General features: G+C 39.8%; 17 protein-coding genes. 14 read left to right on the forward strand and 3 right to left on the reverse strand.

What is annotated here, in order from left to right; genetic code table 11:
• Positions 1-138 precede the first annotated feature (138 nt).
• From IGK96_RS00685 to IGK96_RS00700, 4 genes are all read left to right on the forward strand, one after another.
• The gene (locus IGK96_RS00685) at positions 139-945 is read left to right on the forward strand and encodes an ABC transporter ATP-binding protein (protein WP_002373821.1); all 807 of its coding nucleotides are present in this window, start codon (positions 139-141) and stop codon (positions 943-945) included.
• Positions 942-1952, forward strand: a complete 1011-nt coding sequence (locus IGK96_RS00690) for a FecCD family ABC transporter permease (RefSeq protein WP_010707975.1) — start codon at positions 942-944, stop codon at positions 1950-1952. The genes IGK96_RS00685 and IGK96_RS00690 overlap by 4 nt, the downstream gene beginning before the upstream one ends.
• Positions 1949-2953 carry a FecCD family ABC transporter permease gene (locus IGK96_RS00695; RefSeq protein WP_002373824.1) on the forward strand — a complete coding sequence of 335 codons (1005 nt, stop codon included), beginning with the start codon at positions 1949-1951 and terminating at the stop codon, positions 2951-2953. The genes IGK96_RS00690 and IGK96_RS00695 overlap by 4 nt, the downstream gene beginning before the upstream one ends.
• A gap of 128 nt (positions 2954-3081) precedes the next feature.
• Positions 3082-4269 (forward strand): iron-containing alcohol dehydrogenase, encoded by a 1188-nt coding sequence (locus IGK96_RS00700; protein ID WP_002356186.1) that lies wholly within the window; start codon positions 3082-3084, stop codon positions 4267-4269.
• Positions 4270-4325: 56 nt separating this feature from the next.
• Here the strand turns inward: IGK96_RS00700 and gpmA are convergent, their stop codons facing one another.
• The 3 genes from gpmA to rpiA all read right to left on the reverse strand — a co-directional run bounded on the left by gpmA (position 4326) and on the right by rpiA (position 6484).
• Positions 4326-5012 carry a 2,3-diphosphoglycerate-dependent phosphoglycerate mutase gene (gene gpmA / locus IGK96_RS00705; RefSeq protein WP_002359343.1) on the reverse strand — a complete coding sequence of 229 codons (687 nt, stop codon included), beginning with the start codon at positions 5010-5012 and terminating at the stop codon, positions 4326-4328.
• Between the two features lie 174 nt (positions 5013-5186).
• A complete protein-coding gene (locus IGK96_RS00710; protein ID WP_002356188.1) occupies positions 5187-5762 on the reverse strand; it encodes a recombinase family protein in 576 nt (191 codons plus the stop codon).
• Between the two features lie 41 nt (positions 5763-5803).
• On the reverse strand, positions 5804-6484 hold the full coding sequence (gene rpiA / locus IGK96_RS00715; protein WP_016616706.1) for a ribose-5-phosphate isomerase RpiA: 681 nt from the start codon (positions 6482-6484) through the stop codon (positions 5804-5806).
• Positions 6485-6828: 344 nt separating this feature from the next.
• On the opposite strand from rpiA, the gene rpsL reads away from it, so the two are divergent.
• The 10 genes from rpsL (at position 6829) to IGK96_RS00765 (ending at position 15963) form a co-directional block, all read left to right on the forward strand.
• Positions 6829-7242: a 30S ribosomal protein S12 gene (gene rpsL, locus IGK96_RS00720; protein WP_002356190.1), complete on the forward strand. Its 414-nt coding sequence runs from the start codon at positions 6829-6831 to the stop codon at positions 7240-7242.
• Between the two features lie 55 nt (positions 7243-7297).
• On the forward strand, positions 7298-7768 hold the full coding sequence (gene rpsG / locus IGK96_RS00725; protein WP_002356191.1) for a 30S ribosomal protein S7: 471 nt from the start codon (positions 7298-7300) through the stop codon (positions 7766-7768).
• An 83-nt stretch (positions 7769-7851) separates the two neighbouring features.
• On the forward strand, positions 7852-9933 hold the full coding sequence (gene fusA / locus IGK96_RS00730) for an elongation factor G (protein ID WP_002356192.1): 2082 nt from the start codon (positions 7852-7854) through the stop codon (positions 9931-9933).
• Positions 9934-10083: 150 nt separating this feature from the next.
• Complete coding sequence (gene tuf, locus IGK96_RS00735; RefSeq protein WP_002356194.1) at positions 10084-11271, forward strand: elongation factor Tu; 1188 nt, start codon at positions 10084-10086, stop codon at positions 11269-11271.
• Positions 11272-11453: 182 nt separating this feature from the next.
• Positions 11454-12278 (forward strand): bifunctional hydroxymethylpyrimidine kinase/phosphomethylpyrimidine kinase, encoded by an 825-nt coding sequence (thiD, locus tag IGK96_RS00740; protein WP_002368563.1) that lies wholly within the window; start codon positions 11454-11456, stop codon positions 12276-12278.
• A gap of 271 nt (positions 12279-12549) precedes the next feature.
• Entirely contained in the window at positions 12550-13716 is a 1167-nt protein-coding gene (locus tag IGK96_RS00745; RefSeq protein WP_085443235.1) for an SAM-dependent methyltransferase, read from the forward strand.
• Positions 13717-14064: 348 nt separating this feature from the next.
• Positions 14065-14373 carry a 30S ribosomal protein S10 gene (rpsJ, locus tag IGK96_RS00750; RefSeq protein WP_002389727.1) on the forward strand — a complete coding sequence of 103 codons (309 nt, stop codon included), beginning with the start codon at positions 14065-14067 and terminating at the stop codon, positions 14371-14373.
• Between the two features lie 21 nt (positions 14374-14394).
• Positions 14395-15024, forward strand: a complete 630-nt coding sequence (rplC, locus tag IGK96_RS00755; protein WP_002356199.1) for a 50S ribosomal protein L3 — start codon at positions 14395-14397, stop codon at positions 15022-15024.
• Positions 15025-15049: 25 nt separating this feature from the next.
• Positions 15050-15673: a 50S ribosomal protein L4 gene (gene rplD / locus IGK96_RS00760; RefSeq protein WP_002356200.1), complete on the forward strand. Its 624-nt coding sequence runs from the start codon at positions 15050-15052 to the stop codon at positions 15671-15673.
• Positions 15673-15963, forward strand: a complete 291-nt coding sequence (locus tag IGK96_RS00765) for a 50S ribosomal protein L23 (protein ID WP_002356203.1) — start codon at positions 15673-15675, stop codon at positions 15961-15963. The genes rplD and IGK96_RS00765 overlap by 1 nt, the downstream gene beginning before the upstream one ends.
• Positions 15964-15977 lie beyond the last annotated feature (14 nt).

Here is a 15977-nt window from a genome sequence, read left to right on the forward strand (position 1 = left end):
AGTTGCATTTTTTAGATAATTCGTTTTTTTGATTGGAAGAAACATTGCTTTTTAAGGAAGGGTCTTTTATAATCAAGGAACAATGAGTGAGAACGATTCTCAATAAATGTAAAATAACGACAGAAAAATTAAAGAGGAATGGTTATGAATTATTTAGAGGCAGAGGACTTAACTACAGGATATGGTCGTCAAGTGATTAGTGAAGCGCTGAACTGTTCATTTGAAGCGGGAACTATTACAAGTATTATTGGACCAAATGGTTGTGGCAAATCGACCTTGTTAAAAACACTTGCGCGTATTTTGCCAGCCGAGAAAGGCAAGGTGTTCATTAAGAACCAAGAACTTCAACATTTTTCTTCAAAAGAAGTGGCGCAAGAACTAGCGATCTTATCACAAACGCCAGAAAATACAATCGATTTATCTGTTTTTGACCTCGTCTCTTTCGGGCGATATCCTTATCAATCGGGCTGGAAAAGTGTCACCAAAGAAGATCAAGAGTACATACAATGGGCATTAGAATTAACAGGCTTAACTGAGTTAGCTAGAGAGTCTGTGGCAATTTTATCAGGTGGACAACGTCAACGGGTTTGGATTGCTATGGCGCTAGTGCAGGATACAGATATTTTAATTTTAGATGAACCGACCACCTATTTGGATCCAGCGCATCAGCTAGAAATTTTAAATGTGTTAAAACGAATTAATCAAGAACATCAAAAAACTATCGTGATGACGATTCATGATATTAATTTAGCTTCTCGTTTTTCTGATCGCGTGATTGCGATGAAAGAGGGAAAGATTATCAATGAAGGAACACCGCAAGAAGTGATTACTGTTACTGGCTTAGCAGATGTTTTCGCTATTCAAGCAGAAATTAGTTACCATAGTCAGACACAGCGGCCACTAGTGCTTTCTTATGAGTTGATGGAAATGGAGCTGGATGGATGAAAGGCATAAGCGGATTTTATAGACACCAATGGCAAGTGTTACTTGTCTGTCTTTTTTTGCTAATGGGGACAATGCTTCTGTCGCTGATGTTTGGTGCGACGTCGGTTTCGATTCAAACGATTATTGATTCATTTACGCACTTCGATGCGACCAATCAAGCGCATCAAGTCATCCAAACGGTTCGGTTGCCGCGGATTTTAGGGGCCGCTTTTGTGGGGGCAAGTTTAGCGGTGAGTGGGGCGTTAGCGCAAGGGATTACGCAAAACCCATTGGCAGATTCTGGCTTGCTGGGTATCAATGCTGGGGCTGGCTTGGGCTTAGCGCTTGTTTTTGCTTTCCTCCCTCAGGCAAGTTATTGGTGGCTTTTAGTTGTTTCTTTTCTTGGTGCTGGCGTGAGTGTGGCACTGATTTATTATCTTTCTAATCATTCAATTCGAGGAGCAAGCCCCATGCGTCTGACCTTGGTGGGAGCTGGTATTAGTGCCCTTTTTTTATCATTTAGTCAATTCTTAGCCATTCAGTTCAATTTGAGTCAAGAGTTAACGTTTTGGTTTCTTGGCGGCGTCAGCGTTATTTCTTGGGCACAATTAAAAATAGTCGTCCCGATCTTTCTGGGCGCATTTGCATTAGCAGTTCTGATTAGTCCGTCGGTGACTATTTTACGGTTTGGCGATGATGCAACAATTGGTTTGGGGCGAAATCCGCAGCGTATTCGGTTGTTTGCCAGTATAACGATTTTGCTTTTATCAGGATTGTCTGTGGCGCTGGTTGGCTCGGTCAGTTTTGTTGGTTTGGTGGTGCCTCATGTGATGCGAACAGTTTCTGGAGAAAATTACCGTCGCTTGATTCCGTTCTCGGCGTTAGGCGGTGCGCTCCTCGTTTTGGTGGCAGATTTAATCGCTCGAATGGTGAATCCGCCTTTTGAAACACCATTTGGGATTATCACGGCCTTAATTGGCATCCCATTCTTTCTTTATTTATTTCGTAAAGGAGGGCAACTAGGATGACACAGAAAAAAGTGTCCCGTTGGGTGGCTGTCTTAATAGTTGGGATTATCCTAACTGCTTGTATCAGTTTAACGCAAGGGGAATTATCTGTTTCCGTCATGGATTTAAAAGCCCTTCTTTTGGGACAGGGAAGTCAGGCCAAACAACTGTTAGTTTGGGATTTTCGGTTACCACGGATTGTGCTAGCGGTCCTTTCGGGCGCAGCTTTAGGCTTAAGCGGCGCTATTCTTCAAGGGATTACTCGGAATCCGTTAGCAGATACTGGGATTTTAGGCATTAATGCGGGTGCGGGTTTGGCAGTGATTTTGTTTATTAGTTTTATTGAAACGACAAGTATCACGACGTTTGCACTTCCGCTCGTGGCCTTAGTTGGCGGCTTGCTAGCGGCTGTTGGGATTTTAGTAATCGCGTATCATCATCGTTTAGGATTGACGCCAGTTCGAATGGTCTTAGCGGGTGTCATTTTGAGTACGGGTATTTCAGCACTCACCTTATTAATTACATCAAAAATTGACACTGAAAAGTACCGTTTTGTTACAATGTGGCAAGCAGGCAGTATCTGGGGCAGTAATTGGTTCTTTGTGGGCGCTTTGTTGCCTTGGCTAGTCATCGGGTTCTTTTTTGCGATGAAGCGTCATCGTCTGTTGGATATTTTACAATTGGGGGACGAAACAGCTATTTCTGTAGGTATTGCTGTGAAAAAAGAACGAATCGTTTCGTTGCTGTTAGCGGTGATGTTGGCGGCATCAGCGATTTCCGTTACAGGGGGAATTAATTTTTTAGGTTTACTTGCGCCACATATTGCTCGCAAATGTGGTTTTACGCAACAAAAACAGGTATTGCCATTGGCGGCGTTGTTTGGGAGTTTACTTTTATTGGTTAGTGATACGATTGGTCGGCTATTGCCTGGCAATGGAGAAATGCCTGCAGGGATTATTGTTGCGATCATCGGTGCGCCTTATTTTCTTTATTTGTTAATCAAAACAAGCGATTCGTTATAAAAAAGAATCAAAAGCTGGGTCAAGCGATCGTTGTGAAAGCAACTGTCATTTGCTCGGCTTTTTTATTGGCGGATTTTTGAAAAAATAGTATGATAAATGCGTAAGAGGATTGAATGGAGGATGAAAGAATGGAAAACTTTAATTTTTATGTACCAACAGACATCCGTTTTGGGAAAGATCGTTTAGACGAATTACCTGCTGTGTTAGATCAATTTGGCAAAAATGTCTTACTTGTTTATGGTGGCGGTAGTATCAAACGTAATGGCTTGTACCAACAAATTACTGATTTGGCCCAAAAAAACGGGCATACATTGATTGAGTTGAGCGGTGTCGAACCAAACCCGCGCATTGAAACCGTTAGAAAAGGAATTGAGTTGTGTAAAGAAAACCAAGTCGATGTTATTTTAGCAGTTGGCGGTGGTTCAACCATTGACTGTTCCAAAGCAATAGCTGCGGGCTTTTATTCGGAAGAAGATATCTGGACAGTCATTGCAGCCAGAAAAGGGTATACAGGTCCTGCTTTACCAATCGTGACCATCTTGACTTTAGCAGCGACAGGTAGTGAAATGAACGCAGGTGCTGTCATTTCTAACTTAGAAACCAATCAAAAATTAGGCTTTGGTGGTCCGAATATGATTCCAAAAGTTTCGTTCTTGGATCCAACGAATACTTTTACGGTTCCTCAAAATCAAACAGCAGCTGGCTCAGCGGATATTTTCAGTCATTTGATTGAAAACTATTTTAGTATTTCGACAGGCACGGACGTCCAAGATTTTGTGTCAGAAGGCTTAATGCGAACGGTTATCAAAAATTGTCCTATTGCTTTAGAAAATCCAGAAGATTATGATGCACGTGCTAATTTAATGTGGGCAAGTAGTTTAGCCTTAAATGGTTTAACAGGGCGCGGCAAACAAGGTGTTTGGTCTTGTCACCCAATGGAACATGAATTAAGTGCGTTTTATGACATTACGCATGGGATTGGCTTAGCAATTTTAACGCCTCGTTGGATGAATTACGTTTTGTCTGAACAAACCGTAGGCAAGTTTGCGCAATTTGCTCGAAATGTTTGGGGAATAGTCGAACAAGAAGAGGAAGTAGCAGCGAAAAAAGGTATTCAAGCATTATATGATTACTTTGTGGCTTGTGGCATTCCAATGACATTACCAGAAGTTGGCATCGAAGCAGATAAATTTGAAGAAATGGCACAACAAGCTGTGGACCATAGTGCAATTGCCGAAAAGGCTTATGTGCCATTGGATGCAGCGGATATAGTAGCGATTTATAAAGATTGTTTAACCGAAAGTCAATTTATTTAATCCATAAAAAAGCGGTTTGCCTTGGCAAACCGCTTTTGTTAATAAGAAACAGGTTCTTATAAGTAGTATTTTTCTTTCACAGTTAAATCATCGTTTAATTCATAAACTAATGGTTTACCTGTTGGGATTTCAAGATCCATAATATCTTCATCAGAAATGCCTTCGATGTGTTTAGCTAAAGCACGTAATGAATTACCATGAGCCGCTACTAAGACAGTTTTGTTGTCTTTTAAAGCTGGCGCAATTTCATCTTGCCAGAATGGTAATGCACGTTCCAAAGTAACTTTCAAGTTTTCGCCACCAGGAATATCGCGTTGGTCTAACATTGCATAACGACGGTCGTTTGCTGCAGAACCTTCATCTGTTGCTTCCATTAATGGAGGAAGAGTATCGTAAGAACGACGCCAGATGTGGACTTGTTCGTCTCCGTATTTTTCAGCAGTTTCTTTTTTGTTTAGTCCTTGTAATTTACCATAGTGACGTTCGTTTAAGCGCCAAGATTTGATTTGAGGTACCCATAATTGATCTGAGTATTCTAGTAAATAGTTACAAGTTTTGATGGCACGAGTTAAAACAGAAGTATAAGCAACGTCGAATTCGATGCCTGCTTCTTTAATTTTACGGCCGCCTTCTTTTGCTTCTTCAACACCTTCAGGTGCTAAATCTACGTCAGCCCATCCAGTAAATTGGTTTAAGGCATTCCATTCGCTAAGTCCATGACGAGAAAAAACTAATTTTGGCATGTATAAGCTCTCCTTTGAGTTTAGTTTTCTGAAAATAAGATTTCCACGTTTATTGTACACCGTTTTGCGCAAGATTTCCAATGGAAAATAGTAAAAAAAAGTGAAAGTTGCTGAAAAATTAGAGTGAAATCGAATCAAAAAAGAAGCCCCATCTGAAGGACTTCTTTTTTATTCTTAGGAATACAGCCGCTCGACATCTGTCTCAGGTAAATTGATGTATTTATAACAAGTGCCCACCGAAACGCCGCATTTATTAGAAATAAATTGGATTGTTTCTTTGTTTTCATAATATAATGCACGGATTTTGCGGACGGTGCGTCCATCAATTTTTGGACGTCCACCTACTTTTCCGTTTTCACGAGCTTTGTGGAGCCCGACGAGTGTTCGTTCTTTAATTAGTGCACATTCCATCGCAGATAAGCTCTCCATTAATTGGAAATAGGCTTCACCTGTTGGAAGGTGAGTATCAATTCCTTCTGAAATGCTGACAAAATCAACTTGTTTTTCCTTTAACATTTTCATAAAGTCTGTTAATTGGCGGGTTGTTTTACCTAAATGGTGCAATTTACAAACAATAAGTGTATCCCCAGCAGAAAGAAGTTTTTCGACTTCGTCTAAGACACTGATCTCCGCTTGAGGATCAAATGTCTCTTGGAAAATATCATCACAACCAAACGATTGGAGAGTGGTTAGTTGATTTTTTAAATCGTCTTCAATAATAGTTGTGCGTGCATAACCAATTCGTTTCATATATTATCCTTCCTATATAAATAATCTTTTTTCACACATTCTTAACGTGCGGGAACATGTAAGGTTTTCGGTCCAGCTTCATAACCGACGATTACCATAGAAACCATATTTAAAAATAAGCCGTGTTCAACGACGCCAACCAAGTTGTCTAAATAAGAACCTAAAGCTTCTGGATCTGTAATTTTTTCTAAATGCAAATCGATGATATGGTGGCCTCCATCTGTTATTAATGTTTCGCCAGCAGCGTTTAAACGAAGTGTTGGGTGATAGCCTTTTTCTTCAAATAAATGCACTAGTTGGCGGCTGCCATAAGGAACAACCTCAACTGGAAGTGGGAAAGCTCCTAAATCGTCCACCATTTTTGATTTATCCACAATCCAAATACATTTCTTTGAATAAGTGGCCACAATTTTTTCAAAAAGTAAGGCAGCCCCACCGCCTTTGATTCCTTGAAAATCAGCGCTGATTTCATCGGCGCCATCAATCGTAAGATCCACATACGGAACCTCATCAATACTTTTTAAAGGAATGCCCAAGGCCAAGGCTTGTTTCTCTGTTTCTTTTGAAGTAGTAACCCCCACGATTGACAATCCTTCTTCTTTTATGCGACGACCAATTTCGTCTACCATAAATTTTGCTGTTGAGCCAGTACCCAAACCGACAATCATGCCGTCTTCTACATATTTTGCAGCTTCGATTCCTACCATTTGTTTCAGATTCATCGCTGTTTTCCGCCCCCTTCAATAGTCAAAGATATTGTACCGTTAATTAACTAAAAAAGATAGAAAGTTTTTGAAAAAGTCATAAAAATTTTTAAAGGAAAAGTGCGTTTAAATAGAAGGAAAAGCTTTTTTTCGAAAGGCGAAAGAAGAGGGTTGACAGCTGATACTTATCGTGGTATCCTAACAAAGGTGCTTTATCTACAGGTTCCTTATAGGGACGTGCTGACTGTCTATCAAAGCATATTTGATAAAGAGTGCAGAGATTGCATTATTTTTTATCGCGAAAAAAGAACCACCTGGATGTGTGGAACTAGAAGCGAAGTAAGGAAGGAGGAGAACAAGGAATGCCTACAATTAACCAATTAGTACGTAAACCTCGTAAATCTAAAGTAGAAAAATCTGATTCACCAGCCTTAAACAAAGGATATAACAGTTTTAAGAAAACTCAAACAAACGTTAACTCTCCGCAAAAACGTGGAGTTTGTACACGTGTGGGTACGATGACACCTAAAAAACCGAACTCAGCTTTACGTAAATATGCCCGTGTTCGTTTGTCAAACTTAATCGAAGTTACAGCTTATATCCCAGGTATCGGTCACAACTTACAAGAACACAGCGTGGTATTATTACGTGGTGGACGTGTAAAAGACTTACCAGGGGTACGTTACCATATCGTTCGTGGTGCGCTTGATACTGCCGGTGTTAACGACCGTAAACAAAGCCGCTCTAAATACGGTACAAAACGTCCTAAAGCTTAATTATAATAAGACAATAACAACTTGAAAAATCATATTTCGGAAGGAGGAGTTACGGATGCCTCGTAAAGGTCCTGTTGCAAAACGTGATGTTTTACCAGATCCAATTTATAACTCAAAATTAGTAACTCGCTTAATCAACCGTGTAATGGTTGACGGTAAACGCGGGATTGCTGCTAACATTATCTATAATTCATTTGATATCATCAAAGAATCTACAGGTAACGATCCATTGGAAGTTTTTGAACAAGCAATGAAAAACGTTATGCCTGTTCTTGAAGTTAAAGCACGTCGTGTTGGGGGTTCTAACTACCAAGTACCAGTTGAAGTTCGTCCAGAACGTCGTACAACTTTAGGTTTACGTTGGGTAGTTAACTACGCACGTCTACGTGGTGAACACACAATGGAAGAACGTCTAGCGAAAGAAATCATGGATGCTGCTAACAACACTGGCGCTTCTGTTAAAAAACGCGAAGACACACACAAAATGGCAGACGCAAACCGCGCATTTGCTCATTATCGTTGGTAAGATCCTCTCTGTCTGTCGCGTAAAGTGGCAGCAGAAAGTCAATTTACAATCGATTTAAATAAAGAGAGGAGTAAACATACAAAATGGCAAGAGAATTTTCACTTGAAAAAACTCGTAACATTGGTATCATGGCCCACGTTGATGCTGGTAAAACAACAACAACTGAGCGTATCTTGTACTACACTGGTAAAATCCATAAAATCGGTGAAACCCATGAAGGTGCTTCACAAATGGACTGGATGGAACAAGAACAAGAACGTGGTATCACGATTACATCCGCTGCGACAACTGCACAGTGGAAAGGCTACCGTGTAAATATCATCGATACTCCAGGACACGTGGACTTCACAATTGAAGTACAACGTTCTCTACGCGTATTAGATGGTGCGGTAACAGTTCTTGACTCTCAATCAGGTGTAGAACCTCAAACAGAAACTGTTTGGCGTCAAGCGACTGAATATAAAGTTCCTCGTATTGTATTCTGTAACAAAATGGATAAAATCGGTGCGGACTTCTTCTATTCAGTAGAATCATTACATGATCGTTTACAAGCAAACGCTCATCCAATTCAAATTCCAATCGGAGCTGAAGAAGACTTCACTGGAATCATTGACTTGATTAAAATGAAAGCTGAAATCTACACAAATGATTTGGGAACAGATATTCAAGAAACTGATATTCCTGAAGATTATTTAGAAAAAGCGCAAGAATGGCGCGAAAAATTAGTTGAAGCTGTTGCTGAAACTGACGAAGACTTAATGATGAAATATCTTGAAGGTGAAGAAATCACTGAAGAAGAATTAGTCGCTGGTATCCGTCAAGCAACAATCAACGTTGAGTTCTTCCCTGTATTAGCTGGTTCAGCATTCAAGAATAAAGGGGTTCAATTAATGTTGGACGCTGTTCTTGATTACTTACCATCTCCATTAGATATCGATGCTATCAAAGGGATCGATACTAAAACAGACGAAGAAACAACTCGTCCAGCTGATGACGAAGCACCTTTCGCTTCATTAGCATTTAAAGTTATGACTGACCCATTCGTAGGTCGTTTAACTTTCTTCCGTGTTTATTCTGGTGTCCTTGAAAGTGGTTCATACGTATTGAACGCTTCAAAAGGCAAAAAAGAACGTATCGGTCGTATCCTACAAATGCACGCCAACACTCGTCAAGAAATTGACAAAGTGTACTCTGGTGATATCGCTGCTGCTGTTGGTCTGAAAGACACAACAACTGGTGATACATTATGTGCATTAGATGCACCAGTTATTCTTGAATCTATTGAATTCCCTGATCCAGTTATCCAAGTCGCTGTTGAACCTAAATCAAAAGCTGACCAAGATAAAATGGGCGTGGCTCTACAAAAACTTGCTGAAGAAGATCCATCATTCCGCGTTGAAACAAACGTTGAAACTGGTGAAACAGTTATCTCTGGTATGGGTGAATTGCACTTAGACGTTTTAGTAGACCGTATGAAACGTGAATTCAAAGTTGAAGCTAACGTAGGTGCTCCTCAAGTATCTTACCGCGAAACATTCCGTGCTGCGACTAAAGCAGAAGGTAAATTCGTTCGTCAGTCTGGTGGTAAAGGACAATACGGTCACGTATGGGTTGAATTTACACCAAATGAAGAAGGTAAAGGCTTCGAGTTTGAAAACGCAATTGTCGGTGGTGTGGTTCCTCGTGAATACATCCCAGCAGTTGAAAAAGGGTTAGAAGACTCTATGAACAACGGTGTTCTTGCTGGTTATCCATTAGTTGATATCAAAGCAAAACTTTACGATGGTTCATACCACGATGTCGATTCAAATGAAACGGCCTTCCGTGTAGCTGCTTCTATGGCATTGAAAGCTGCGGCTAAAAATGCAAACCCAGTTATTTTAGAACCAATGATGAAAGTTACAATTACTGTTCCTGAAGATTACTTAGGTGATATCATGGGACACGTAACAAGTCGTCGTGGACGTGTTGAAGGTATGGAAGCACACGGTAACTCTCAAATCGTTAATGCGATGGTACCTTTAGCTGAAATGTTTGGTTATGCTACAACATTACGTTCAGCAACACAAGGACGCGGTACATTTATGATGGTATTTGACCACTATGAAGACGTACCTAAGTCTGTTCAAGAAGAAATCATCAAGAAAAACGGCGGCAACGCATAATTTTCCTTGAGAATAAAAGGTTTGTTTTTAGAACTATCCTTTTTTCAAGATTTCGTGTAAAATAGCTTATGATGATCAGACGATTTTTAGTAACGTCTATCACATATAAAACAAACAATAAAATTTATATTTTTAGGAGGAACATTCAAAATGGCAAAAGAAAAATTTGACCGTTCTAAATCCCATGTTAACATTGGTACTATCGGACACGTTGACCATGGTAAAACTACATTAACAGCTGCAATTGCTACTGTATTATCAAAACACGGTGGCGGGGAAGCACAAAGCTACGATTCTATCGATAACGCTCCAGAAGAAAAAGAACGTGGAATCACAATCAACACTTCTCATATCGAATATGAAACTGAAACTCGTCACTATGCACACGTTGACTGCCCAGGACACGCGGACTACGTTAAAAACATGATCACTGGTGCTGCTCAAATGGACGGAGCTATCTTAGTAGTTTCTGCTGCTGATGGTCCTATGCCTCAAACACGTGAACATATCTTATTATCACGTAACGTTGGTGTGCCATACATCGTTGTATTCTTAAACAAAATGGATATGGTTGATGACGAAGAATTATTAGAATTAGTAGAAATGGAAGTTCGTGACTTATTATCAGAATACGATTTCCCAGGCGATGATGTTCCAGTTATCGCAGGTTCTGCTTTGAAAGCTTTAGAAGGCGACGAGTCTTATGAAGAAAAAATCTTAGAATTAATGGCTGCAGTTGACGAATATATCCCAACTCCAGAACGTGATACTGACAAACCATTCATGATGCCAGTCGAAGACGTATTCTCAATCACTGGACGTGGTACTGTTGCTACAGGCCGTGTTGAACGTGGTGAAGTTCGCGTTGGTGACGAAGTTGAAATCGTTGGTATTAAAGACGAAACATCTAAAACAACTGTTACAGGTGTTGAAATGTTCCGTAAATTATTAGACTACGCTGAAGCAGGCGACAACATCGGTGCTTTATTACGTGGTGTAGCACGTGAAGATATCGAACGTGGACAAGTATTAGCTAAACCAGCTACAATCACTCCACACACAAAATTCAAAGCTGAAGTATACGTATTATCAAAAGAAGAAGGCGGACGTCACACTCCATTCTTCACTAACTACCGTCCTCAATTCTACTTCCGTACAACAGACGTTACTGGTGTTGTAGAATTGCCAGAAGGTACTGAAATGGTAATGCCTGGTGATAACGTTGCTATGGACGTTGAATTAATTCACCCAATCGCTATCGAAGACGGAACTCGTTTCTCTATTCGTGAAGGCGGACGTACTGTAGGTTCAGGCGTTGTTACTGAAATCGTTAAATAATTAACTTTTTAACTATAGCTTTAACCAGCGTAAAAAACTGGGGTATTCGGACGTAAGACCAGAGAATTTATTCTCTGGTCTTTTTTTTTGTTTAGAAATTGGCTGGCTAAAAAATAAGCCAATTGGCTGTTTTAGCAGTCTTGTTTCTTCCGTATACTTGGAGAAAAAGGTTAGGTGATTTAATGGAAAAAGTATTGACGATTGCAGGCTCCGATTCAACTGGAGGGGCAGGGATTCAAGCAGATTTAAAAACATTTGAAGAGTATGGAGTTTTTGGGTTTTCAAGTTTAACCTCGATTGTGACGATGGATCCTACGACAGGCTGGTCGCATGAAGTAACTGAATTGCCAGAAACGCTCTTAGAAAAACAATTGATTTCGGTTTTTGCAGGCGGTCCAGTCGCGGCTTTGAAAACAGGGATGATGGGTAATGAACAAAATATTAAAATGGCTAGTAAGTACATTAAACAAGAAAAAATTCAAAAAGTCGTGATTGACCCAGTCATTGCTTGTAAGGGAACGGCACAAATTCTGCAACCCAAAAGTGTGGAAGGCCTAAAAAACGATTTACTGCCATTAGCATTAGTTGCCACGCCTAATTTAATTGAAGCGGGCATCTTATCTGGTTTAGGCGAAATTTCTTCCGTGGCGGAGATGGAAGAAGCGGCAAAACGAATTGTACAAATGGGAGCCAAACATGTCGTGGTTAAAGGGGGACATCGCTTAGCTGGTGAAAAAGCACTGGACTTGTTTTACGATGGTCACACCGCGCATCTTTTGGAAAATGAATTATATCCTACTGATTATAATCATGGTGCAGGTTGTACTTTTTCAGCGGCAATCACAGCTGGCTTGGCGAAAGGTTATTCGGTGTTAGAAGCAGTAACTTTAGCAAAAAAATTTGTAGCGGCGGCGATTAAACACGGTATTCAAGTTAATCCTTATGTGGGGCACGTGTGGCATGGCGCATACACTCATGCGGAACAACGGATGCGTAAGAAAGAATAATATTTAGAACTAGAGGAGTCTGTCAAGGACTGGCTCTAGTTTTTTTGTGATAAAGAATAACAATAGTAGGTATTACGTTAAAAGAATGTTCAAATTTTTAAAAGAGGAGTAGAATAGAACTGTAATTGCAAAAAAAGAAGCGGAACATAGAAGGGGTGTTAACTTTTCTGTGCTTCAGTTTAGAACGGACTGTGGTGTTTGTTTTGACGAACTACCGGAAAGCGACTTCTTTTTGTTTTGGCTTCAAATGGTATTTAATGGAGGGAATGCAATGTTAGAAAAAGAAACGTACAGTCAACTGTTTAAATGGTCTTTTTCAAAAAAGACACAAGTCACATACTGGGATGGTACCGTCAAAGAGTATGGGCAAGGGTCGGGGGATCCGGTTTTTAAAATTGTATTCAATGAAAAAATTCCTGTGAAGGATTTACTGAATAACGCTTCGTTAACTTTAGGGGAAGCCTACATGGATCGCAAAATTGAAATCGAAGGCGATATCCAAGCACTGATTTATGATGTGTATAACCAAAAGGATAGCTTTTTACACAATGCTAAATTTATTAAATGGCTTCCTAAAGAAAGTCATTCAAAAAAACGCTCGCAAGAGGATATTCACAGCCATTACGATCTAGGAAATGATTTTTACAAAAAATGGCTTGACCAAACAATGACGTATTCATGTGCTTATTTTAAAACGCCTGAAGATACATTAGAACAAGCGCAAGTGAATAAAGTGCATCATATTTTAGATAAATTGTTTATCAAAGAGGGCGACAATTTACTGGATATTGGCTGCGGCTGGGGCACGTTAATTTTAACTGCGGTGAAAGAATATGGAGCCAAAGCAACTGGGATTACATTAAGTGAAGAGCAATTTCATCATATTCGCCATATTATAGAAAAAGAAGGTCTACAAGATCGAATGACTGTCAAATTGATGGATTATCGTGATTTAAAAGGAGAGTCTTTTGACCATATTACGAGTGTTGGGATGTTTGAACATGTCGGTGCGGAAAATCTACATGAATATTTTGACGTCGTTCAACGAAACTTAGCGCCTAAAGGTACGGCGTTGATTCATGGGATCAGTCGCCAACAAGGTGGGGCTAAAAATGCTTGGATTAATCGTTATATTTTCCCAGGTGGCTATATTCCTGGTGTCACTGAGCTAGTCGGCCATATGACAGAAAATGACTTGCAAGTGATTGACTTGGAAAGTTTGCGCAGAGATTATCAATTGACGTTGGAACATTGGACAAAAAACTTCCATAATATAGAAACAGAAATTGTTGACGAAAAAGGGGAGCGCTTCTATCGAATGTGGGACTTATATTTGCAAGCATGTGCAGCCTCATTCCAAGCAAGCAATATTGATGTTATTCAATATTTATTGGTTCATCCAGATAACAATGATATTCCAATGCGCCGGATTGGTTAATAGAATAAAAAAGAAAGAATTTGAGATTCTGGTAAAAAAGGAATCCCAAATTCTTTTTTTATAAAAATAGGATGAAAAGAATTGAAAAACAAAACAAATGCTTTTCAAAACAAGAAAAAATTCTTTCGAAAAAACGCAGAAAATCCTTGCTAACACTATCCTTTCATAGTATAATCAAAAAGGTGCTGTTTACAGGAGTGTAAAAAGCATTGGTAGATCAACGATTTGATTTGCCGGCTGTGAAGCGAGAGGTTGCGACACGCTCGGACGCTTTGCCATGAACGAGCATGCCGGATAAATTTTCGTGGAGCTATGTCTACTTTTAAAATAGGCGAAGGAGGGAACAAGATGGCAAAACAAAAAATTCGTATCCGTTTAAAAGCGTATGAACACCGTATTTTAGATCAATCAGCGGATAAAATTGTGGAAACAGCAAAAAGAACTGGAGCTGACGTATCAGGTCCGATTCCATTACCAACAGAACGCTCACTTTACACAGTTATTCGTGCGACTCATAAATACAAAGATTCTCGCGAACAATTCGAAATGCGTACTCACAAACGTCTAATTGACATTGTGAACCCAACACCAAAAACAGTTGACGCTCTAATGAAGCTTGACTTACCGTCTGGTGTTAATATTGAAATCAAACTATAAAATTAAGATGGAGGTGTACTCATGACCAAAGGAATCTTAGGGAAAAAAGTGGGAATGACACAAATCTTTACTGAGTCTGGTGAATTAATTCCAGTAACAGTAGTTGAAGCTACGCCAAACGTAGTTTTACAAGTAAAAACTGTTGAAACTGACGGATACGAAGCTATCCAAGTTGGTTACCAAGACAAACGTGAAGTTTTATCAAACAAACCTGCGAAAGGTCATGTTGCAAAAGCAAACACGGCTCCTAAGCGCTTCATTAAAGAATTCAAGAATGTTGAGCTAGGAGAATATGAAGTAGGTAAAGAAATCAAAGTAGATGTTTTCCAAGCAGGAGACGTTGTTGATGTTACAGGTACTACGAAAGGTAAAGGATTCCAAGGGGCAATCAAACGTCACGGCCAAAGCCGCGGACCTATGTCTCATGGTTCTCGTTATCACCGTCGTCCTGGGTCAATGGGTCCAGTAGCGCCTAACCGTGTATTTAAAAATAAACGACTAGCCGGCCGTATGGGTGGCGACCGCGTAACAATTCAAAACCTTGAAGTTGTTAAAGTGGACGTAGAAAGAAATGTTATCTTAATCAAAGGAAACATTCCTGGAGCGAAAAAATCTTTAATCACAATCAAATCAGCTGTGAAAGCTAAATAAGTGTAGGGAAAGGAGGAACTAAGGAATGCCGAATGTAGCATTATTCAAACAAGATGGAACTCAAAACGGTGAAATCACTTTAAATGAAGAAATCTTCGGAATCGAACCTAATGAAAGTGTTGTCTATGATGCAATCATCATGCAACGTGCTTCATTAAGACAAGGAACACACGCAGTTAAAAACCGTAGCGCTGTTCGTGGCGGTGGCCGCAAACCATGGCGTCAAAAAGGAACTGGTCGTGCTCGTCAAGGTTCAATCCGTTCACCACAATGGCGTGGAGGTGGCGTAGTCTTTGGACCAACACCGCGTTCATACAGCTACAAACTTCCTAAAAAAGTTCGTCGCTTAGCAATGAAGTCTGTATTATCAGACAAAGTTGCTGAAAATAACTTGGTAGCAGTAGAAGGTTTAAGCTTCGATGCACCAAAAACAAAAGAATTCAAACAAGTTCTTGCTAACTTGTCTATCGATACTAAAGTATTAGTTGTTTTAGAAAATGGTAACGACTTTGCAGCTTTATCAGCTCGTAACTTACCAAACGTTTCTGTAGTAACTTCTGATAACGTTAGTGTGTTAGATGTTGTGTCAGCTAACAAAGTCTTGGCAACACAAACAGCTCTTACTCAAATTGAGGAGGTGCTTGCATAATGGAATTACTAGACGTAATCAAACGCCCAGTGATCACTGAAAAATCCATGTTAGCTATGGACGAAAAGAAATATACTTTCGAAGTGGACACTCGCGCAAACAAAACTTTAGTAAAACAAGCTGTTGAATCAGCATTCGATGTTAAAGTAGCAAACGTAAACATCTTAAACGTGCGTCCAAAATTCAAACGCATGGGTAAATATGCAGGTTATACAAAAAAACGTCGCAAAGCGATCGTTACATTAACTGAAGATTCAAAAGAAATTCAATTATTCGAAGCTGCTGAATAAGCAGTCCTGAACAA

It is taken from the genome of Enterococcus sp. DIV0682 (assembly GCF_051712685.1).
GTDB classification, from domain to species: domain Bacteria; phylum Bacillota; class Bacilli; order Lactobacillales; family Enterococcaceae; genus Enterococcus; species Enterococcus faecalis.